Origin of the sequence: Roseivivax jejudonensis (assembly GCF_900172265.1) — a bacterium.
Classification (GTDB): domain Bacteria; phylum Pseudomonadota; class Alphaproteobacteria; order Rhodobacterales; family Rhodobacteraceae; genus Roseivivax; species Roseivivax jejudonensis.
Window position 1 is genome coordinate 300299 of sequence record NZ_FWFK01000004.1, and the last position, 21810, is coordinate 322108.

The window sequence follows — 21810 nt, forward strand, 5'->3', positions numbered from 1 at the left end:
TCAGACCGCGCTCCCTTCCGGCGGATCGGGCAATTCGGGCGCCGTGAACGGGCTGGGGCCCAGCCCCTCGGCCGCGGCCGCACGACGCGCAGCCTCGCGCGTCTCGACGCGGGCCGCAACCCGGCGCAGCGCCGGGCGCCCGGAGAGATCGTACCAGCCGGTCTCGCCCGGCGGATAGATCGCGAACCAGCGCAGGAGACAGGCCAGCAGCAGGTCCGCGACCGACGGCACCTCCGCCCCGAGCCAGCCATGCCCCGCCCCGGCCGCCGCCTCGACGAGGTCGAGGTGCCAGGACAGGTTGCGCTTGACCCGGGCGCGCAGCGCCGCCGCGGCCGCCGGCGCCTCCCGCCCCACATACGTCTCCGGGTAGGCCAGGAGCCGCAGCTCCGCCTGCACCGTGTTCGACAGGAAGAACAGGTGGCTGAGAAAGATGCCGCGATCGGCCGCGTCCGGCCGCGGCGCCAGCGCCCCGTGCGTGTCGGCGAGATGGAGCAGGATCGCCGCGGTCTCGAAGATCGGGCCCTGCGGTGTCTCGAGCGCCGGGATCCGCCCCGCCGGGTTCACCCGGCGAAAGGCCGGCTGCGCCTGCGCCCGCGCCGCGCGATCGACGAGAACGGTCTCGTAGGATTGCCCGAGCTCCTCGAGCGCGAGGCGCACCGCGAGCGAGGCGTTGTCCGGGGCGTAGTGCAGGCGATAGCGGCTCATGCCGCGACGGATAGGCGCCCGCGCCGGCGCCGCCGCGCCCGTTTGCGACGCGCCGCACCCCGAATGCGCCGGCGGGCCGGGCCGGATTGCCTCTCGCGCCCGGCGCGCACGCCGCCTATACACGGCGCGGAACCGATCCCCCGGAGGCCGCCCATGACCGCAGAGCTCTCGCCCATCGACAAGGCCAAGTTCGTCGCCGCCCGCCGCGCCGCCGACTACGTGCAGGACGGCATGCGCGTCGGCCTCGGCACCGGCTCGACCGCCGCCTGGCTGGTGCGCTGCCTCGGCGAGATGGTGCGCGAGGACGGGCTGCGCTTCCGCGGCGTGCCGACCTCCTCGCGCACCGCCGCGCTCGCCCGCGAGGAAGGCATCGACGTCGTCGGCCTCGACGAGGCGCGCTGGCTCGACCTGACGATCGACGGCGCCGACGAGTTCGACACCGAGCTCAACCTCGTCAAGGGCGGCGGCGGGGCGCTCCTGCAGGAAAAGATCGTCGCCGCGGCGTCCGACCAGATGGTCGTGATCGCCGACGCCGCCAAGGAGGTCGCGCATCTCGGGGCCTTCCCGCTGCCGGTCGAGGTGGTGCCGTTCGGCTGGCGCACGACCCAGGCGCTGGTCACCGAGACGCTCGAGGCGATGGACGTGCTCGGCCGCGAGATCACGCTCAGGATGAACGGATCGCAGCCGTTCGTGACCGACGAGGGCAACTACATCCTGGATCTGCACCTGGGCCGCATCGGCAACGCGCGCCAGCTCGCCATGGTGCTGAACCAGATGCCCGGCGTGGTCGAGAACGGTCTCTTCATCGACATCTGCGACACCGTGATCGTCGGTCACGGCGACGGCCGCATCGAGATCCGCGACATCAATGCCGGCACCGTCAGCGAGGACCGCATCGACTTCGTCGAGGACGACAACCTCTTCCGCGACCTCGGCGACTGAGCCGCCCGCACGCCCCTGCCCCTTCTTCTTGGTCGCAAATACTCCGGGGAGCGCGAGGGGCAGCGCCCCTCGCCGGCCGGCCGGCGGCCCCGGGCGCCGCGGCGGGCGGGCACGCCCGCGTCTGGCCAAGCGGCGTGCGCTGTGGAATACCGAGCCTGCAACGAGCCGGAGGCATTCATGAGCGACTTCGACTACGATCTCTTCGTCATCGGCGGCGGCTCGGGCGGCACGCGGGCGGCGCGGATGGCGGCCGGAGAGACCGGGGCCCGGGTCGGGCTGGCGGAGATGAGCCGCTACGGCGGCACCTGCGTGATCCGCGGCTGCGTGCCGAAGAAGCTCATGGTCTTCGCCTCGGAATACGCGGACGTGGCAGAGGCCGCGAACGATTACGGCTGGGAGATGACGCGCGGGGCCTTCGACTGGCCGAGCTTCTCGCGGCATCTCAACGCCGAGCTCGACCGGCTGGAGCAGGTCTACCGCGACCTGCTGTCGAAGGCGGGCGTGACGACCTACGACGCGCGCGCGACGCTGCGCGATCCGCACACGGTCGAGCTGTCGAGCGGCGAGGTGGTCACCGCCAAGCACATCCTGATCGCCGCCGGCGGGCACCCTGTCCGGCCGGACATGGCCAATGCCGATCTGGGCCTCGTGTCGGACGACATCTTTCACCTCGAGCGGCTGCCGAAATCCATCCTGATCGTCGGCGGCGGCTACATCGCGTGCGAATTCGCCTGCATCCTCAAGGGGCTGGGCGTCGACGTGACACTCTATTACCGGGGCGCGCAGATCCTGCGCGGCTTCGACGACGAGGCGCGCGGGCTGATCGCCGAGGAAATGGGCCAGCGCGGGATCGAGATCCACACCGGCACCAACATCGTCGAGATGCGCTGTGCCGAGGAGGGCGAGATCGAGGATCCCGACGAGGCGCGCATGGGCGCGAGCGTCGACCAGATCGGGGAGCTGGCCGGCGACAGCGGGCTGGCGACGCAGGAGCGCGAGGACGACACCGAGGCCGCCGAGCGCAAGGGCCCGATCTGGGTGAAGTCGACCAATGGCGGCGAGCATGTCTTCGACGCGGTGCTCTTCGCCACCGGCCGCAAGCCGAACACCGACGATCTGGGCCTCGAGGCCGCGGGGGTGCAGCTCGGCCGGCGCGGCGAGGTGAAGGTCGACGAATACAGCCAGTCCAGCGTGCCGTCGATCTACGCGATCGGCGACGTGACCGACCGCGTGGCGCTGACCCCGGTGGCGATCCGAGAGGGCATGGCCTTCGTCGACACCGTGTTCCGGGGCGAGCCGACGCCGGTCGATCACGCCTACATCCCGTCGGCGGTCTTTACCCAGCCCGAGATGGGCAGTGTCGGCATGACCGAGGAGGACGCGACCGAGCAGGAGGAGGTCGAGGTCTACTGCACGTCGTTCCGCCCGATGCAGACCGCGTTCATCGGACGGCCCGACCGGGTGCTGATGAAGCTGATCGTGTCCAAGGCGTCGCGTCGGATCATGGGCTGTCACATCGTCGCACCGGGTGCGGGCGAGATGATCCAGCTGGCGGGCGTCGCGATCAAGATGGGCGCGACGAAAGAGGATTTCGACCGCACCTGTGCGGTGCATCCGACCATGTCCGAAGAGATCGTGACCATGCGCAAGCCGGTCCGGAGCGGTTGATTTCACCCCCCGCATGACCAGCTATAACGCAGAACGAACGAATTGGTTCAACAAGGGAAGAGTTCATGGCAGGCAATAGCGGCGGCCCGTGGGGCGGCGGCGGCTCCGGCAACAACGGACCGCAGCGCCCGCAGGGCGGCGGAGGGGGCGGCGGACGCCGGCCCGACGACAACCAGATCCCCGAGATCGACGAGCTGGTCCGCAAGGGCCAGGAACGTCTGCGGGTCCTGATGGGCGGCCGGGGCGGCAACGGCGGATCGGGCGGCGGCGGCGACGGCCCGTCGGGCCGCACGATCGGCATCATCGTTGCCGTGGTCGTGTTGGGCATCTGGGCCTGGAACAGCTTCTACACCGTGCGCCCCGAAGAGCAGTCTGTGGAGCTGTTCCTCGGCGAGTACGCGTCGACGGGACAGCCCGGCCTCAACTTCGCGCCCTGGCCGCTCTACTCCTACGAGGTGGTCAATGTCACCTCGGAGCGGACCGAGAACATCGGCATGGGCCGCGGCGCCAACGAGGACGGCCTGATGCTGACCACCGACGCCAACATCGTGGACATCGAGTTCCAGGTGGTCTGGAACATCCAGGATCCGGCACGGCTGCTGTTCAACATCCGAGATCCGCAGCTGACGGTGCAGGCGGTGTCGGAAAGCGTGATGCGCGAGATCATCGCGGCCTCGAACCTGGCGCCGATCCTCAACCGTGACCGTGGCATCATCGCCGATACGGCGCTGGAGAACATCCAGGGCACGCTCAACGAGTACGAGTCGGGCATCAACGTGGTGCGTGTGAACCTCGACGCGGCGGACCCGCCGGCCGAGGTGATCGACGCGTTCCGCGAGGTGCAGGCCGCCGAGCAGGAGCGCGACAGGCTGCAACGCCAGGCCGACGCCTACGCCAACCGCGTTCTGGCCGAAGCCCGCGGCGAGGCCGCGCAGACGCTCGAACAGGCCGAGGCCTACCGCGCGCAGGTGGTGAACGAGGCCATCGGTGAGGCATCGCGCTTCATCTCGGTGGCGCAGGAGTTCAACCAGGCGCCCGAGGTCACGCAGCGCCGTCTCTACCTCGAGACGATCGAGCGGACGCTCGGCGACATCGACAAGATCGTGCTCGACGAGGCCGGGGCCGGCGGCGACGGACAGGGCGTGCTGCCCTACCTGCCGCTCAACGAGCTGAACCGGAACCGTCCGGCGGCGTCGTCCGGCAACTCCAACCAGACCAGCGGAGGGTCGAACTGATGCGCTGGACCGCTCTCCCAATCATCGTGATCGTCGGCGTGTTGATCGCCGTCTGGTCGGCCATCTTCATCGTGGACGAACGCGAAAAGGCCCTCGTGCTGCAGTTCGGCCAAATCAAGCAGGTGCGCGAGGAGCCCGGGCTCGGGTTCAAGATCCCGGTCATCCAGGAAGTCGTCTACTACGACGACCGGATCCTGTCGCTCGACACCGACACGATCGAGGTGACGCCCGCGGACGACCGCCGGCTCGTGGTCGACGCCTTCGCGCGCTACCGCATCGCCGATGTCGTGCAGTTCCGGCAGGCGGTCGGCATCGGCGGCGTGCGCGCCGCCGAGGACCGGCTGAGCTCGATCCTCAACGCCGACATCCGCGAAGTGCTCGGTGCCGACCAGGTCACGTCCGACCGGATCCTGTCGCAGGATCGTCGGGACCTGGCGCGGCGGATCCTGTCGGAGGCGCGGTCGGAGGCCGAGAGCCTCGGGCTGCAGATCGTCGACGTGCGGCTGAAGCAGACCAACCTGCCGCAGCAAAACCTCGAGGCGACGTTCGCCCGGATGCGCGCCGAGCGTGAACGCGAGGCGGCCGACGAGATCGCCCGCGGTAACGAGGCGGCGCAGCGCGTGCGCGCCGCGGCCGACCGCACGGTGGTCGAGACGACCTCGAACGCGGGCCGCGAAGCCGAGATCATCCGAGGCGAGGCGGACGCCGAGCGCAACCGCGTCTATGCCGAGGCGTTCGGCGACAACCCGGAGTTCTTCTCGTTCTACCGGTCGCTCACCGCGCTGGAGCGGTCGCTGCAGCGAGACAACTCCACGCTCGTTATCTCGCCCGATAGCGAATTCGTCGGACCGCTCTTCGCGGCGATCCGGGCCGAGGGGCTCGAGGGCGTCGAGATCTCGGACACCGACGTTGAGCGGCTGCGCGAACTGGCGCCGCAATCCGAGATCTCGCCCGACCTGCCCGACAGCGCGCGCGAGGAGATCGAACGCTCCGCCGAGGAGGCCGAGCGCCAGATCGAGGAGCGGGCCAACCAGAACCGGCCCCAGGGCAGCGGCGAAGATGACGCCGAGAGCACGCCCGAAGAGGACGCACCGGTCGGGAACTGACGCATGACCGCAGAGATCGTTCTGGCGATGATCGCCGGTGCGCTGATCGTGGAGGGGCTGGCCTATGCGCTGGCCCCTTCGCTTGTCGAGCGCGTGCTGGAGGCGCTGGCCGCGATGCCGCTGGAGGCGCGGCGCACCCTCGGGCTTCTGACGGCCCTGACCGGCGTGGCGGTCCTCTGGCTCGCGCTTTAGCGCGGGTCACCCGAGATCGAGGCGCGCGGCCGGCCCCGGACCGAAGCGCGCCGACACCTGCGCGACCGCGAGCCGCACCGGCCCGCCTGCGAGGTCCGTGCCCAGCGCGCCGGCCTCGTAGCGCCAGCGCGGCGCATCGGTGGATGCCTCGCGCAGCACCTCCGCCCCGCGCAGGATCCGCACGAGATAGGTCTCGCGCTCTTCGCCGAGCGGTACGTCCGGGCCGGTCCAGTCGTCGCCATCGATGCGCGTGCGGCGGATCCAAGTTACATCGAGCCCACCGCCCGAGGGGACCGCGCGCAGGTGCGCGGGCGCATACGGCCGGAGGCCGACGCCATCGAACGCGGCGACGGTCAGCGTGTAGGACGGATCGTCGAGCGGCCGCCGCGCCGGTCCGATGCGGTAGTGCCGCGCCTGCCGCCGCGCCGCCGCCGCCAACGCGATCTGCGCCGGCGCGCCGTCCATGCGGACGACGACGCTGCCCGCGGGCCAGACCGGCGGCATCACCCCGTCGGTGCCGAACTGCCCGCGCAGGCGCATCGACAGACGCCAGCGGTCCGGCGCGATCATCTCGACCTCGCGCGCCTGCAGAAGCTCCCATCCGTCCGGTGAGCCGTCACCGACGGCAAAGAGGTTGCCGCCGGCCAGAAGCGCCGGCCCGTCGATCCGCGACAGCGCCCCCGAGAAGAGCCGGATACCGAGCGGAGCACCGCGATCGAGCCGCCCGACCGGACCGGCGGCCAGCGGCGTTTCCGTAGCCCCGACGGTGGCGCGGGCCGCGATCACCGTGTTGAGCGCGTAGCCGGAATCGTCCGCGGCATCGTAGACGGCGACCGACCCGGGCCAGGGGCTCGCCGTCAGTGCGAGATGCGGCGCGTGCGGCGCCTCGTCTCCGATCATCAGCGGCAGGTCGAGGAACCGGGCCTGAACCGGGATCGCCGGCACGAACGGGCGCAGCGTGGCCGGATCGTCCGGAAACGCCGCCGCAAGGTAGGTGCCCGGCTCGATGCGCACGGCCTCGAGCAGCTGGCGATCGGTGATCTCGGCCCGGTCGATCCGGTAGCGCGCGCCGTCGAGCGAGACCACGTCGCCGGCCCCCAGCGCGATCCGGGAGGGCGGAAGGGCGAAACGCAGCGTATCGCGGGCGAGCCGCGCCTCCACCAGCCAGCGCTCCGTCACCTGCCGCGCCTCCGCGCGGGTGAGCGACAGCGCGACATCGGTCTCCGAGATCGCGTGGGTGGCGTCGTCCGGCAGAACGCTTTCCTCGGCGACGGTCTCGTGGTCGCCGTCGGCCTCGAAGAAGCGCAGGCGCACACGACCGGCCATCTCGGCCTCGGCGGCGCGCGTTTCGGTCAGGCGGGCCTCGAGGTCGTCCGACAGCGCCAGCGCGTCGGGGTCGAGCTCGGTGGCATGCGCGCCGTCGCGCATGCGGAACACGAGCCGCCCGCCCCGTTCGATGGCGTCGAATCCGTGGGCCAGCATCAGCGGCTGCAACGCGCGGCGGGCGTCACCGACATCCGGAACGAGGTAGCCGCGCACGAAACCGTGGAGCGCGGAGGTGTCGATCTCGTGCAGACCGGCGCGGGCGCAGATCTCCGTCACGACCGACGCCAGCGTGCGCGCGCTGGCACGGCCCGTGATCCAGTGGCCCCGGCGCCAGTTCGCGCCGTCGGCCCACACGTCTGACAGGCCCGGAAACCACGGGTATGGCCGCGCGTCCCACGCCCAGACGAAGGCGCGCGACAGGTCGACCATGGGTCCGTCATAGACCGGCGACACCGGGTTGTTGTCCGGGTCGTCCCAGTAGAGGTGCAGCGCGCGCAGGTACTGCCGCTGAATCAGTTCGTCGCGCTGCCCGGTCGAGTGTCGCGGCAGGTGGCTTTCGGAGGATCTGGGATCGAGAAAGACGTTCGGCTGGTTCGTGCCCTTGTCGACGGCGGGGCAGCCGAGCTCGTCGGCCCATGCGCCGTCGAATTGCGGCCCGCGCAATCCCTCCGGCTCGTGTGCGGAAAACGCCATCGCTTCGGCGCCGTTCGGCCATTCGAGGCACTTGCGCGAGGCCTTCCACGTCGGACGCCGATCGGGTGGCGAACAGGCCATGATGCCGCTGTCGCCGAAGATCATCACCTCGCGCACCTGGTCCTGGGTCTCGCCGAGAAGCGCGAGCCGGCGGCATCGCCCGGGGTCGAGGGGTTTCGGCCCCTCGACCGCCGCGCGCACCCATTCGGCGCCGGCGCGGGTCTTGCCCGCGCCGCGCCCCCCGAGGATGACCCACGTGCGCCAGTCGCCCTCGGGCGGCAGCTGGTGCGGCATCGCCCAGACCTCGAAGAGGAAGGGCAAGGCCAGTTCCACGCCGTCACCCAGGGCGCGCAGCCATTCAGTCCGACGCGCAGCACTTGCGGAGGCGATGGATTCGGCAGCGGACCTCGTTCCGGGCCGCGTCGAGGTCGAGTCCGTAGCCATATGCGATGCCCGCTTTTTCCTTGCGAAAGGCCGCGATCTCGCCCTCGGTCTCGCGCGCGGCTTTCAGCCAGTAGCGCACATCGCCGAGAAGACGCGCCGTTTCCGTCCGCTCGCCGAGATCGCCGGCTTCGGCGCGTGACCTCAGCTCGGTCAGTTCCGTCCGGATCGATCGGAGCGTCTCGGCGATCGCGTCGCGATCCTCTTCGAGCTCGGAGACCCGGTCTTCGAATGTGATCAGTGCCATGCTCGCCTCACCTTCGCGGTTATGTGCGTGGGGCCGCGCCGGGACGTGCCCGGACTGCGACGATGCGGCGAAGCTACATCGGCGATGCACAATTCCGGATTGATCGCCGGAGCCCGGCGCTAATCCTTTGTTCAAATATCGGGGGCCCGGAGCCCGCGCCCTACAGCGGCCAGATCAGCGGGATCATGAGGGTCGAGACAACACCGACCAGAAGGTTGAGCGGAATGCCCACGCGCAGGAAATCGGTGAAGCCGTAGCCGCCCGGCCCGTAGACCAGCGTGTTGGTCTGGTATCCGATGGGCGTGGCAAAGCTGCACGACGCGGCCACCATGACCGCGACGACCAGCGGGCGCGGATCGACGCCGAGCGCTTCGCCGAGCGAGATCGCGATCGGCGTGACCACGACGGCGACGGCATTGTTGCTGACGAGCTCCGTCAGCGTGCTCGTCAGCAGGAACACGGCGCCGACCACGAAGAATCCGTTCAGACCGTCGAAGAATGGCACCACGGCCTGCACGATGAGTTCGACCGCGCCCGAGCTTTCGAGCGCCGCCCCGATCGCGAGCATCGCGAAGATGAGCGCGAGCAGCTGCCCCTCGACGAAGGTGAACGCCTCATCGGCATCGATGCACCGCGCGAAGAGGACGACCGCGACCGCCATCACCGCCAGCGCGAGGATCGGCGCGACGCCGAGGGTCGACAGGATCACGATACCGGCCAGCGCGAGGACGGCGATCGGCGCGTGCCCCCGCCGGAAGGCGCGCGCCGACGGCTGCGACACGTCGACGAGGTTCATTTCCTCGGCCAGCCGCTTGATGTCGGCCGGCGCCCCCTCGAGCAGCAGGGTATCGCCGACGCGCACCACGAGTTCGTCCAGCTGCCGGCCGATATTCTGGTTCCGGCGGTGCACCGCAAGCGGGTAGACACCGTAGCGCCGCCGCAGGCGCAGCGCCCCGAGCGAGCGGCCGATCATCTTGCAGCCGGGCGTGATCAGCACCTCTACGGTCGTTGTCTCGACCGCCGAGACCTGGTCGACGCGGCGCAGGGACTTGTTGCTCTGCAGGCTCAGGAGCTCGGTCATCTGCGTGCGCAGCACCACGCGGTCGCCGACCTGCAGCTGAACGCCCTCCAGCTCGCGCCGGAGCGACTCGTCGCCGCGCACGACGTCGACAAGGCGCACGCCGTCGCGCTTGAACAGTTGCACGCTCAGCACGTCGCGCCCGATCAGGTTGGAGTCGGGCGGGATGACCGCCTCGGTGAAGAACTTCATCTTGCTGCGGTCCGACAGCGTGCCGGCCATGCTCGTCCGCGCCGGCAGCAACCAGCGGCCGAAGAGCATCAGGTAGCCCAGCCCGCAGACCACGAGGACGAGCGCCAGCGGCGTCACTTCGAAAATGGTGAACGGCTCGAGGCCGCGGGTGCGCGCGACGCCATCGACCAGCAGGTTGGTCGACGTGCCGATCAGCGTCGTCATGCCCCCGAGGATCGCCGCATAGCTCAGCGGGATCAGAAGCTTCGACGGCGTGACACCCAGAACCTTCGACAATTGCACGAAGATCGGCAGCATCACGACCACCACCGGGGTGTTGTTCATGAACGCCGAGGCCACCACGACGAGCCCCATGATGCCCGCCATCGCGGTCCGGGGGCGTTTCTGCGCGCCCGACTGCGCCACCGACGTCACCGCCTCCAGCGCGCCTGTGCGCACGAGCGCCCCCATCACGAGGAACATCGCGGCGATCGTCCACGGCGCCGGGTTGGCCAGAACCTCGAGGCCTGCCTCGTAGGGCAGAACGCCGGTCGCCAGCAGAACCGCGACGCCGCCGATCGCGACGACCTCGGTCGGATAAAACTCGCTCACGAACAGCGCGAACATCACGGCGATCACGCCGAGCGTGACATACGCCTCTGCGGTCTGCCCGAGGTTCAGAAACTCCATGCTGCCCGTTACTCCGCCGCACTTGCCCGGTCCGAGGCCAGCCGCCATCTTGTCGAAGGCGTCGGCGCGGCACAAGCGGGTCCGGCGTCGCGGCTCGGGCGTGTCATGCGGACGGATCGCCCGGCATGAGTCGCCCGCCATCCCGCACCATGTGCACCGCGGTCGCCCGGCCCGTGCGGTCGTCGGTCTCCACCAGAACGCCTGACAGCGTGGCGTCGCCCAGCGCCGGCTGGAACCTCCCCTTCGGCATGCCCGTGATGAACCGGCGCAGCGGTTCGGTCTTGTCCATGCCGATGACCGAGTCGTAGTCGCCGCACATTCCGGCATCGGTCAGGTACCCGGTCCCGCCCGGCAGAACCTGCGCGTCGGCGGTCGGCACGTGCGTGTGCGTGCCGACGACGAGGCTGGCGCGGCCGTCGCAGAAATGGCCCATCGCCATCTTCTCCGACGTCGCCTCGCAATGCATGTCGAGCACGATCGCCTGCGCCTGCCCGCCGAGGGGATGCGCCTTGAGCACCGTTTCCACCGCCGAGAACGGATCGTCGAAGGGCCGCTTCATGAAGACCTGGCCCAGCACCTGCACGACCAGCACCTTGCGGCCGCGCGCATCGGTGAACAGCCGGTGACCGCGGCCCGGCGCGCCCTTGGCGAAGTTGAGCGGGCGGACGATGCGGGTCTCGGACTCGATGGCCTGCAGCATGTCCTTCTGATCGAAGGCATGGTCGCCCAGCGTCACGCAATCCGCGCCGGCCTCGAACAGGGCCTTCGCGTGGTCCCCGGTCAGCCCCGCACCGTTGGACGCGTTCTCGCCGTTGACGATGCAGAAATCGACGCGCCACCGCGTTCGAAGCTCTGCCAGCCGCTCCGCCACCGCGGCCCGGCCGGCCCGCCCCATCACATCGCCGAGAAAGAGAATTCGCATGCAGCGAGGCCTAGTGCCGCCGGTCGCAAAAGCAAAGCGCAAACACGGTCCGCGCCCGCCCCGCGACAACGCGCCCGCGTGCGGCCTCAACCGGAACTTCAGGCCCGTATGCTCGGTTTCACATCATGCGGCCTTTCGTCCTCGCCCTCTTCGCCTCTCTCGCGCTTACCGGCGCGGCATCGGCGTTGCCCACCGGCGACCCGGCGACGGTTTTCGCGCGGTGCGAGGGGCGCATGGGGGCCGCGCTCGCCTTCGGATGGCTCGACGGCCGGCATGACGACCGCACGGAGCGGATGCAGGACACCTTCGCCGACCTCCGCGATGCCGCCTCGACCGGCGCCGAGGGCTCCGCGACGCGGCGCGATCAACGGATTCGCGCCCGCGCCGATCAGGCGCGGCTGCTGCAGGACGCCCGGTTCCATCCCGACCCCAGGCATCGCCGCGTCGCCGCCGCCACCGCGCAGGCGCATCGCCGCAGCTGCGAGGCGCTGGTTCTGGGCTGAGCCGCCCTCTTGCCAATCGCCCGTGCAGAGAGGACAAAGACCGCATGGCGAAGAACTCCGACAACCCGGCGGATCCGTTCAAGAAGGCGCTGGCCGAGGCCACCAAGGTCATGGCCCACGACCCGGAACTGACGGTCAGCTACACGGTCGATCCGTCCGGCGTGTCGGGCGACGCGATGCGGCTGCCGCAAGTGTCGCGCCGGCTGGCGCCGGACGAGATCCTGCTGGCGCGTGGCACCGCCGACGCGCTCGCGCTGCACCGCCGCTACCACGATTCCGGCACGCACGCGCGCTACGCGCCGCAGGGCGACATGGCACGCGAGATCTACGAGGCGATGGAGACCGCCCGCTGCGAGGCGATGGGTGCGCGCGACATGCCCGGCACCGCCGGCAACATCGACGCCAAGATCGGATACGACGCGGCGCGCAAGGGCTATGCCGAGGTGAAGGACGCCGCCGACGTGCCGCTGTCGACCGCGGCGGGCTACTACGTGCGACACCTCGCGACCGGGCGCGATCTGCCCGAGGGCGCGCGCACGGTCATGGACCTGTGGCGCAACCACCTCGACAGCCAGGCCGGCGGCAATTTCGGCGATGTCGAAGCCGCGATCGCCGACCAGGCCGAGTTCGCGCGGCTGGCCCGCCGCGTCATCACTGACCTCGGATACGGCGATCAGCTCGGCGATGACCCGGATTCGATGGACGACGAGTCGCAGGACGAGGCCGAGGACGGCACCGACGACGACCAGGATCCCGACTCGACCGGCGATCAGGACGAGGGCGAGGACGATCCCGAGGCGTCGCCCGAGCAGAGCCAGGAGCAGACCGACGATTCCGCGCAGGCGCAGGTCTCGCTCGACGAGATGGCCGACGAGGAGATGGGCGAGGAGACCGAGCTGCCCGAGGGCGAGGCGCCGATGGATCCGCCCCCGCTCCCGCCCGCGTCCGAGGCCGACCCGAACTACACCGTCTACGAGACCGCGTTCGACGAGGAGGTCCGCGCCGAGGATCTGGCCGACGCGACCGAGCTCGAACGCCTGCGTGCCTATCTCGATCAGCAGCTCGACCCGCTCAAGGGCGCGGTGTCGCGGCTCGCCAACAAGCTCCAGCGCCGGCTGCAGGCCCAGCAGAACCGCTCGTGGGAATTCGACCGCGAGGAAGGCATCCTCGATGCCGGCCGGCTCGCCCGCGTCGTCGCCAACCCGACCACGCCGCTGTCGTTCAAGGTCGAGAAGGACATGGAGTTCCGCGACACGGTCGTGACGCTCCTGCTCGACAATTCCGGTTCGATGCGCGGGCGGCCGATCTCCATCGCGGCGATCTGCGCCGACGTGCTCGCGCGCACGCTCGAACGCTGCTCGGTCAAGGTCGAGATCCTCGGCTTCACCACCCGCGCGTGGAAGGGCGGCATGGCGCGCGAATCGTGGCTCAACGCCGGCCGCGAACAGCAGCCCGGGCGCCTGAACGACCTGCGCCACATCATCTACAAGAGCGGGGACGCGCCGTGGCGGCGCACCCGCGCGAATCTCGGCCTGATGATGAAAGAGGGTCTGCTGAAGGAAAACATCGACGGCGAGGCTCTCGAATGGGCGCACCGCCGGCTGGTCCACCGGCCCGAGGCGCGCAAGATCCTCATGGTGATCTCGGACGGCGCGCCGGTCGACGATTCCACGCTGTCGGTCAATCCCGCCAACTTCCTCGAGAAGCACCTGCGCGACGTCATCGCGATGGTCGAACGCAAGAAGCAGGTGGAGCTGTTGGCGATCGGGATCGGGCACGATGTCACGCGCTACTACGACCGCGCGGTCACGATCACCGACGTGGATCAGCTCGCCGGCGCGATGACCGAACAGCTCGCGTCGCTTTTCGACAGCGATCCGCGCGCCCGCGCGCGCGTCATGGGCATGCGGCGCGCCTCGTGACAGCCGCGCCCGGGCGACGCGGCACGAGAGCGGTGCATCACGCCGCGCGCGTCGTTCACGGCCCGGCACGACAGCCAGGCAGCCGACACCGGGGAGAAGTCGTGTGAAAGACACGCGCGCAACGACCTTTCAGCGGTTCGAACAGACCACCCGCCCCGACCAGGGGCCCGGGCGGCTGGCCGCCCTGCGCACGGAGCTGTCGCGAGAGGCGCTCGACGGCGTCATCGTGCCCCGCGCCGACATGTACCAGGGCGAATACGTCGCGCCGCGCGACGAACGCCTCGCCTGGCTCACCGGGTTCACCGGCTCGGCCGGGCTCTGCGTCGCGCTGCAGGACCGCGCCGGTCTTTTCGTAGACGGCCGCTACCGGGTGCAGGCCCGCGATCAGGCCGACCCGGTCTTCACCCCTGTCGACTGGCCCGAGATCCAGCCGTGGGCATGGCTCGCCGAGGCGCTGCCCGAGGGCGGACGGATCGGTGTCGATCCCTGGCTGACGAGCGTCGACACGCTCTCCCGGCTCGAGAACGGCGCGCCGGGAATCACCTTCGTGCAGGTCGACAACCTCGTCGACCGGATCTGGGACGATCAGCCCGATCCGCCGCTCGGGCCGGTCACGGTACAACCCGAGGACCTCGCCGGCCGCAGCCACGACGAAAAGATCGCGGCGCTCGCCGCCGACATCGCGCCGGCATCGGCCGCGGTGCTCACCTTGCCGGACAGCATCGCGTGGCTTCTGAACGTCCGCGGCAGCGACATCCCCCGCAATCCCGTGCCGCACGCCACCGCGATCCTGCATGCCTCGGGCCGGGTCACGCTCTTCATCGCGGCGGAGAAGCTCGACGGGATCGGCGATCACCTCGGTTCGCGTGTCGATGTCGCGCCCCCCGACTCGTTCGAGGCGGCGCTCGCCGCGCTCGATGGCCCGGTTCGGATCGACCCCGCCTCCTGTCCGGTCGCCGTCGCGCGGATCCTGCGCGAGGCCGGCGTTGCCACGGAGCACGCCACCGACCCGTGCCTGCGGCCCAAGGCGACGAAGACCGAGGCGGAGATCTCGGGCGCCCGGGCCGCGCATGCCCGGGACGCCGTCGCGGTCACCAGGTTTCTCGCCTGGCTCGATGCCCAGGCCCCCGGCACCCTGACCGAGATCGACGTGGTCTCGCGGCTGGAGGCCGAGCGCCGCGCGACCGGAGAGCTTCTGGACATCTCGTTCGAAACGATCGCGGGCACCGGGCCACACGGCGCCATCGTGCACTACCGCGTGACCGAGGCGACGAATGCCACCGTGGAGGCCGGGCACCTGCTGCTCGTCGATTCCGGCGGACAGTACCGCGACGGGACGACCGACATCACGCGCACCGTTGCCATCGGCGAGGTCGCCGAAGACGAACGCGCCGATTTCACCCGTGTCCTGCGAGGCATGATCGCGATGTCGCGGCTGCGCTGGCCCGAGGGCCTCGCCGGACGCGACCTCGACGCGGTGGCGCGCCTGCCGCTCTGGGAGGCCGGGCGGGACTACGCCCACGGCACCGGCCACGGCGTGGGCGCCTACCTGAGCGTGCACGAGGGCCCACAGCGGCTGGCCCGCTCCGGCACCGTGCCGCTGGAACCGGGGATGATCCTGTCGAACGAGCCCGGCTTCTACCGCGAGGGCGCCTACGGCATCCGGATCGAGAACCTCGTCGTCGTGCAGGAGGCCCCGGAGCTGCCGGGTGCCACGATTCCGAGCATGCTGACCTTCGAGACGCTGACCTACGTGCCGATCGACCGGCGCCTGATCGTGCCCGAAATGCTGAGCCCGGCGGAGCGCGACTGGCTCGACGCCTATCACGCGACCTGCCACGCGCGGCTGTCGCCGCATCTCGACGCGGCGGCGCGTGAATGGCTGGACGCCGCCTGCGCGCCGCTGTGACACATTCCTGTGACGCGGCACGGGCCATAGAGACAACAAGGACAGGGAGACAACCATGAGCGACGACATCAAGATCCGCCCGGCCGAAGGCACGTGGGTCGTCCGGGCCGGCGGCGCCGTTCTCGGGGAATCCGCGAACGCGCTGGAGCTGAGCGAATCCGGCCATCCCGACGTCATCTATTTTCCGCGCGACGACATCGCGATGGCGCTGCTGGACCGCACCGACCACGTGACCACCTGCCCCAAGAAGGGCGAGGCGCGGTATTTCTCGATCATGTCCAAGAGCCGGACCTACCTGAACGCCGTCTGGAGCTACGAGGAGCCCAAGGAGGCGGTGTCGCAGATCCGCGGCTATCTCGCCTTCGACGAGCAGGACGGCGTGACGGTCGAACAGCTGTAGGGGATATGCGCGGCGACCGTCGCCGCGCACCGCAGGCCGCTCAGCTGTGTTCCTCTTCCGCCGTCGCGGCGAGCGCGCGGTTGTAGGCCTTGAGCGCATCGACGTGAAACAGCGCGCCTTCGAGCTCGAGCGAGCCGGTCTCGGGCGAGCGGCGCACCACCGGAAGGAAGGCCGCGCCGGTCTCCTCGAACCGTGGAAGCGCGGTCTCGAGCGTCGCAGCTGCGTTTACCGACACGCCCTTCTCGATCATCGACAGGCAGGTCTCGGTGTCCGCGGCGCCCAGGTCGGTCGGCTTGCGCATCAGGTTCTGCACCTTGAACATGCACAGGAGATAGGCCTGCGGCCCGGCGGCGAGATGCACGTTCCGGCGCTCGATCTGCGTGAGGAAGAAGGACCGGTCGACGATCCGGGACGCAAGCGCCGTCGACATCGACACCGACACCATCACCGCGAGCCCCGTCTGCCAGTCGCCGGTGAGTTCGAACACGATAAGCGTGGTCGAGATCGGCGCGCCGAGCACGGCCGCCGCGACCGCGCCCATGCCGGCCAGCGCATAGAGCGTGTGGGACCCCGACTGGTTCGGGAACAGCCCGGTCGCGATCAGCCCGAAGGCGAGACCGGTGAGCGCGCCGATCATCAGCGAGGGTGAAAAGACGCCGCCGCCCATGCGCCCGGCCATCGTGATCGCGAGTGCCGCCACCTTCAGCACGACGAACACGACGGCCTCGTGCGTCGACAGGCTTCCGGTCAGGGCGAGCGACGTCGTCTCGTAGCCCACGCCGATGATGTGCGGGTACCAGATCGCCATGATGCCCAGAAGCGTGCCGGCGACGGCGGGACGCAGGAAATACGGCAGCCCGAGCCGCTTCTGCCACGCGCTCGCGATGTCGTCGGACACGAAGATCGCGCGCATCGTCACCACCGCGACAGCCCCGCAGACGAGCCCAAGCACGAGGAAAGCGGGCAATTCGAGGTAGAACTCGACCGTCGTGGTGCCGGGGAGGCGAAACTCCGTCACGTCGCCGAAGGCGAGGCGATTGATGACCGTGCCCGCCGCCGATGCGATGGCGATCGGCGCGAACGCGTGCAGCGCGGAATGCCGCAGGATCACTTCGAGCGCGAAAAGCGCGCCGGCGATCGGCGCGTTGAAGCTGGCCGACACCGCCGCGGCGACGGCGCAGCCCAGAAGGTCGCGGCCGGTGATGCCGTCGGCGTTGATCAGGCTCGCGACCTTGCTGGAAATCATCGCGGCGATGTGCACGACCGGACCTTCCCGCCCGGACGAGCCGCCGGTGGACAGCGTGATCCAGGAGCACAGCGCGGACGCGACCCCGGCGCGGCCCTCGACCCGGCCCTCGTTGAGCGCCGCGCCCTCGATCACGTCGGCGACCGACCGGATGCGCCCGTCTCCGATGACCCAGTGCACGATCCCGCCGACGACGATACCGCCGAGCATCGGGATGGCGATCACCCAGTACCATTCGAGGTCGGCCGCGAAACTGGCAAGGAGGTTGGGATCGTCGACGCCGTAGAGCGCGGCCTGCAGCCACTCGATGCCGAGGCGGAACACCAGCGCGGCAAATCCCGCGGCAATGCCGATGAGCAGCGCGATGAACCAGAACTGGATCTGGCTCGGCCCGCGGTCGCGCAGGAAATCCAGACCGCGGCGCACCCGCCCGGGCGCACCTGCCCCGGCGCGCGATGGCTCTTGCCCTGCCGTCATCCGAAGCCGACCGTCCTCCCGTCCACGCGTCTTTTCCGGCATAGGACGTTTGCGCGGCACGGCCAAGGCTTGCGGCCTGCAAGGGCCGCCGGGTTCCCTCAGCCGGCCAGAAGTGCCCGCGCGGCAGCCCGTGCCTCGTCCGTCACGGTGTCGCCGGCCAGCATCCGGGCGATCTCGCCCTCGCGCTCCGCCGCGTCGAGCGCGGTGACCGTCGAGACCGTGGCCGCGTCCGCCACGCGTTTCTCGACCCGCCAATGATGCGCGCCCAGTGCCGCGACCTGCGGCGAATGGGTGACCACGAGAACCTGCCCGCCATTCGCCAGCTCGGCGAGCCTGCGGCCCACGGCATCGGCGGTGGCGCCGCCGACACCGCGGTCGATCTCGTCGAAGATCATGGTCACGCCACGGTCGCCCTCGGCGAGGCAGACCTTCAGCGCGAGAAGGAAGCGCGACAGCTCCCCGCCAGAGGCGATCTTGTTGAGCGGGCCCGACGGCGCGCCGGGGTTCGTGGCCACGGTGAACGCGACCGCATCGCGGCCCTCGGGGCCGGGGGCCGCCTCCTCGATCTCGGTGCGGAAGACCGCACGCTCCATCTTGAGGGGTGCGAGCTCGGCCGAGACCGCGCGGTCGAGCCGCTCCGCGGCCGCCTTGCGCGCGATCGATAGCCGCTCAGCCGCGGCGTCGTAGGCGCTCTCGGCCTCCGCAAGCGCGGTCTCGAGATCCGAAAGGCCCGCCGCGCCCCGGTCGAGCGCATCCAGCCGCCCCGACAGATCCGCACGCAGATCGGCCAGCTCGTCCGGCGCGATCTGGTGCTTCCGCGCGAGGGCGCGCAGGGCAAAGAGCCGTTCTTCGGTCGTCTCGAGATCGCTCGGATCGAAGCTCAGCCCGTCGAGGCAGGTCTCGACGCCGGACACCGCCTCGCCCAGTTCCACCATCGCGCGGTCGAGCGCGGCGAGCGGCGCGTCGAGCGCGCCGTCGGCACCGTCCGAGGCTCCCTCCAGCCAGCGGGTCGCGTCACCGATCGCCTGTTCGGCCTGCTCCGACAACGCCTGGTGCGCGCGGCCGATATCCTCGCGGATCCGTCCGGCCGCCTGCATCCGCCGCCGGGCGACATCGAGCGCCTCTTCCTCGCCCGGTTCGGGCGCGAGGTCGTCGAGCTCCTTGACCGCGAAGCGCAGGAACTCTTCTTCCGCGCGGGCCGCTGCCACCGCCTCGCGCGCCTCGACCAGCGCCCTGTCGGCGCGCGTGCGCGCCGTCCACGCCGTGCGCACCTCGGCGCGCTCGGCGTCGGTCCCTGCGAAGGCATCCAGAATGGCGCGGTGGCCCTTGGGATTCAGAAGCCCGCGATCGTCATGCTGCCCGTGCAGTTCCACCAGCGTGTCGGACAGCCGGCGCAGCACCTCGCCCGAGGCGCGCCTGTCGTTGATCCACGCGGTCTTGCGTCCCTCGCTGGTATTGACGCGGCGCAGGATCAGCGTGTCGTCAGCCTCGAGCCCGGCTTCTGCCAGAACCTCGCGCGCCGGGTGGTCAGGCGGCAGATCGAACTCCGCCACGACCTCGCCCTGCGTCGCGCCGGAGCGCACCAGCTCGGCCCGGCCGCGCCAGCCGAGCACGAAACCGAGCGCATCGAGCAGGATGGACTTGCCGGCCCCGGTTTCCCCGGTCAGCACGTTCAGCCCCGGCTGGAAGGCAAGCTCCAGCCGGTCGATGATCAGGATGTCGCGGATCTCCAGCGCGCGCAGCATGGCTCAGGGTGTAGGGCCAAAGTCAGTCGGGCTGCAACGGGGCGCGGCGAGATCGAGACCGGGCCGTGCCGCACACGGCCGGCGGGGGCGCGGGGTCAGAGCCACTCGCCCCGCACCATCTGGCGATAGATCGCCGAGAGCCAGTTGTCGCCCACGGAGCGCATCTCGAGGCCCTGCCCTGTCAGGAGCGCGTAGCTGTCCTCGTACCACTCGCTCGAACGGTAGTTGTAGGCGAGGATGGCGCCGGCGGTCTGCGCCTCGTCGGTCAGACCGAGCGACAGGTAGGCCTCCACCAGCCGGTGCAGCGCCTCGGGCGTGTGCGTCGTCGTCTGGAAGTCCTCGACCACCACGCGGAACCGGTTGGTTGCCGCGGCGTAGTGCTGCCGCTTCAGGTAATAGCGCCCGATCTCCATCTCCTTGCCGGCGAGATGGTCGAAGGCGAGGTCGAATTTCAGGATCGCGGTGCGGGCGTATTCGCTGTCGGGATAGACCTCGATGACCTGACGCAGCGATTGCAGCGCCTGGAAGGTCAGCCCCTGGTCGCGGCCGACTTCCTCGATCTGGTCGTAATAGCTCAGCGCCAGAAGGTACTGCGCGTACGCCGCGTCATCCTCGAGCGGATAGAAATCGATGTACCGCTGTGCGGCGGCGCGGCTGTTCTCGTAGTCGCGGTCGCGATGGAACGCGAAGGCCTGCATGATCAGCGACCGCTTCGCCCACTCCGAATAGGGATAGAGGCGTTCGACCTCGGCGAAGTATTCCGCCGCGTCGTCGGGGCGGTTGCGGTCGAGTTCAAACTCGCCGCGCTCGTAGATCTGTTCAGCCGTGAAGGATTCGAGAGGAACGCCCCCGGGGCCGGTGCCCGGACGCTCGCCGTTGCCGCATCCCGACAGCGCGAGTGCGAAAAGACCGGCCCCAATCAAGGAAAACCGCACGATTCCGCCTGCCATCCGGATCACCCTCAGCTCGTCCGCGGAGCTGCCTGCCCCTTGTCGTTACACGCCTCTAGCACAGAAAATTCCGGGGCAAAACGGCCTAGGATCACTTCGCCGCGCGCTGCGGCGTCGCGGTCGCCGCGCGGCGCGACCGCAGATCCGGCGGACCCGATCAGGCCACCGCCGGGATCTCTTCGCGCTGGATGCCGACGCCGGGCAGACGGGCGCGCATTTCCGGCCCGATCTCCACCAGCCGCGCGGCTCCGTCCGTCGCGAACACTTCGTGCAGCAGCAAGTTGGTCATCGCGTGACCGGCCTTGTGGCCCTCGTAGAGCCCGAGGACCGGATGACCGGCCAGCGCCAGGTCGCCCAGTGCGTCCAGCATCTTGTGGCGCACCGCCTCGTCGGCGTGGCGCAGCCCGCCCGGCGTCAGAACGCGCGCGCCTTCGACGACGACGGCATTGTCCAGCGTACCGCCGAGCGCGAGCCCGTGGGCCCGCATCGTGTCCACGTCGGCCTTGCGGCAGAACGTCCGGCTGTCCGACAGCTCGCGCACGAAGGCGCCGTTCGACAGGTCGAGCGACTTGCGCTGCGTTCCGATCGCCGCGTCGGCAAAGCTGATGTGAAAGTCCATGCGCACGCCGTCATGCGGCGACAGGCGCGCCCAGCCCGCGTCGGTCCGGACTTCGACCGGCTTCAGGATCTGAAGCGCGCGCACCGGTGCGGCCAGTGTCCGCAGGCCACGGCCGAGGATACCGCGCACGAAAGGCGCCGCCGAGCCGTCGAGGATCGGCACTTCCGGTCCGTCGATCTCGACCAACGCGTTGTGCACGCCGCAGCCCGCAAGGGCCGCCATCACGTGCTCGACCGTCTGCACCTCGACGCCGGCGGCGTTCACGATGCGCGTGCAGAGCGGCGAACGCTGGACGACGTCCCAGCGCGCCGGCACGAGCGTGTCGCCCAGGCGGATGTCGGTGCGCTTGAACCAGATGCCATGCTCCGCTCCGGCCGGGCGGATGGTCAGGCGCGCCGGACGACCGGAGTGGAGGCCCACCCCGTCGAACGTGATCGCTGCTCTGACGGTCGTCTGCACGGTCTGTCTCCGGATCGCTGGTGTGGCGGAGGCACGGCGCCCCTGCGTCTGCCATTTGATCTAGAGATCACGTGCACTTCGCTCAAATCAAAGATTACAACGGCTTGAAACACGAAGTCGCAATTCTCAAGCCCCTGATCCAAAACGAAAAACGCCCCCTCCGG

General features: G+C 70.0%; 18 protein-coding genes. 9 read left to right on the forward strand and 9 right to left on the reverse strand.

Translation table 11 applies throughout. The annotated features are described in order from the left end of the window. Entirely contained in the window at nt 1-705 is a 705-nt protein-coding gene (locus ROJ8625_RS12335) for a glutathione S-transferase family protein (RefSeq protein ID WP_085792187.1), read from the reverse strand. Nucleotides 706-858: 153 nt separating this feature from the next. On the opposite strand from ROJ8625_RS12335, the gene rpiA reads away from it, so the two are divergent. From rpiA to ROJ8625_RS12360, 5 genes are all read left to right on the forward strand, one after another. Further along, nucleotides 859-1647 (forward strand): ribose-5-phosphate isomerase RpiA, encoded by a 789-nt coding sequence (gene rpiA / locus ROJ8625_RS12340; protein ID WP_085792188.1) that lies wholly within the window; start codon nt 859-861, stop codon nt 1645-1647. Nucleotides 1648-1824: 177 nt separating this feature from the next. Beyond that, the gene (locus ROJ8625_RS12345; protein ID WP_085792189.1) at nt 1825-3315 is read left to right on the forward strand and encodes an FAD-dependent oxidoreductase; all 1491 of its coding nucleotides are present in this window, start codon (nt 1825-1827) and stop codon (nt 3313-3315) included. Nucleotides 3316-3380: 65 nt separating this feature from the next. Next, entirely contained in the window at nt 3381-4550 is a 1170-nt protein-coding gene (gene hflK / locus ROJ8625_RS12350) for an FtsH protease activity modulator HflK (protein WP_085792190.1), read from the forward strand. Then, the gene (gene hflC / locus ROJ8625_RS12355; protein WP_085792191.1) at nt 4550-5656 is read left to right on the forward strand and encodes a protease modulator HflC; all 1107 of its coding nucleotides are present in this window, start codon (nt 4550-4552) and stop codon (nt 5654-5656) included. The genes hflK and hflC overlap by 1 nt, the downstream gene beginning before the upstream one ends. 3 nt (nt 5657-5659) lie before the next feature. Further along, entirely contained in the window at nt 5660-5848 is a 189-nt protein-coding gene (locus tag ROJ8625_RS12360; protein WP_085792192.1) for a DUF2065 family protein, read from the forward strand. A gap of 6 nt (nt 5849-5854) precedes the next feature. Here ROJ8625_RS12360 and ROJ8625_RS12365 read toward each other — a convergent pair whose 3' ends face one another. The 4 genes from ROJ8625_RS12365 to ROJ8625_RS12380 form a co-directional block, all read right to left on the reverse strand. Beyond that, nucleotides 5855-8311, reverse strand: coding sequence for a phage tail protein (locus ROJ8625_RS12365; protein WP_085792193.1), 2457 nt, complete (start codon nt 8309-8311; stop codon nt 5855-5857). Further along, on the reverse strand, nt 8226-8555 hold the full coding sequence (locus ROJ8625_RS12370; protein WP_085792194.1) for a hypothetical protein: 330 nt from the start codon (nt 8553-8555) through the stop codon (nt 8226-8228). The genes ROJ8625_RS12365 and ROJ8625_RS12370 overlap by 86 nt, the downstream gene beginning before the upstream one ends. Nucleotides 8556-8715: 160 nt before the next feature. Then, nucleotides 8716-10494: an SLC13 family permease gene (locus ROJ8625_RS12375; RefSeq protein ID WP_085792195.1), complete on the reverse strand. Its 1779-nt coding sequence runs from the start codon at nt 10492-10494 to the stop codon at nt 8716-8718. Between the two features lie 103 nt (nt 10495-10597). Beyond that, nucleotides 10598-11416 carry a TIGR00282 family metallophosphoesterase gene (locus ROJ8625_RS12380; protein ID WP_085792196.1) on the reverse strand — a complete coding sequence of 273 codons (819 nt, stop codon included), beginning with the start codon at nt 11414-11416 and terminating at the stop codon, nt 10598-10600. Between the two features lie 125 nt (nt 11417-11541). Between ROJ8625_RS12380 and ROJ8625_RS12385 the strand changes: the two genes are divergently transcribed. The 4 genes from ROJ8625_RS12385 to ROJ8625_RS12400 all read left to right on the forward strand — a co-directional run bounded on the left by ROJ8625_RS12385 (nt 11542) and on the right by ROJ8625_RS12400 (nt 16150). Continuing rightward, a complete protein-coding gene (locus ROJ8625_RS12385) occupies nt 11542-11919 on the forward strand; it encodes a hypothetical protein (RefSeq protein ID WP_085792197.1) in 378 nt (125 codons plus the stop codon). Between the two features lie 44 nt (nt 11920-11963). Continuing rightward, nucleotides 11964-13841, forward strand: coding sequence for a cobaltochelatase subunit CobT (cobT, locus tag ROJ8625_RS12390; protein WP_085792198.1), 1878 nt, complete (start codon nt 11964-11966; stop codon nt 13839-13841). A gap of 103 nt (nt 13842-13944) precedes the next feature. After that, on the forward strand, nt 13945-15750 hold the full coding sequence (locus tag ROJ8625_RS12395; protein ID WP_085792199.1) for an aminopeptidase P family protein: 1806 nt from the start codon (nt 13945-13947) through the stop codon (nt 15748-15750). Nucleotides 15751-15805: 55 nt separating this feature from the next. Beyond that, nucleotides 15806-16150, forward strand: a complete 345-nt coding sequence (locus ROJ8625_RS12400; RefSeq protein ID WP_085792200.1) for a DUF427 domain-containing protein — start codon at nt 15806-15808, stop codon at nt 16148-16150. A 40-nt stretch (nt 16151-16190) separates the two neighbouring features. Here the strand turns inward: ROJ8625_RS12400 and ROJ8625_RS12405 are convergent, their stop codons facing one another. The 4 genes from ROJ8625_RS12405 to lpxC form a co-directional block, all read right to left on the reverse strand. Continuing rightward, nucleotides 16191-17873 (reverse strand): chloride channel protein, encoded by a 1683-nt coding sequence (locus ROJ8625_RS12405; protein WP_085792201.1) that lies wholly within the window; start codon nt 17871-17873, stop codon nt 16191-16193. A 98-nt stretch (nt 17874-17971) separates the two neighbouring features. Next, complete coding sequence (gene recN / locus ROJ8625_RS12410; RefSeq protein ID WP_085792202.1) at nt 17972-19618, reverse strand: DNA repair protein RecN; 1647 nt, start codon at nt 19616-19618, stop codon at nt 17972-17974. A 95-nt stretch (nt 19619-19713) separates the two neighbouring features. Continuing rightward, nucleotides 19714-20568: an outer membrane protein assembly factor BamD gene (locus ROJ8625_RS12415; RefSeq protein WP_085792441.1), complete on the reverse strand. Its 855-nt coding sequence runs from the start codon at nt 20566-20568 to the stop codon at nt 19714-19716. A gap of 157 nt (nt 20569-20725) precedes the next feature. Then, nucleotides 20726-21646: a UDP-3-O-acyl-N-acetylglucosamine deacetylase gene (lpxC, locus tag ROJ8625_RS12420; RefSeq protein WP_085792203.1), complete on the reverse strand. Its 921-nt coding sequence runs from the start codon at nt 21644-21646 to the stop codon at nt 20726-20728. Nucleotides 21647-21810 lie beyond the last annotated feature (164 nt).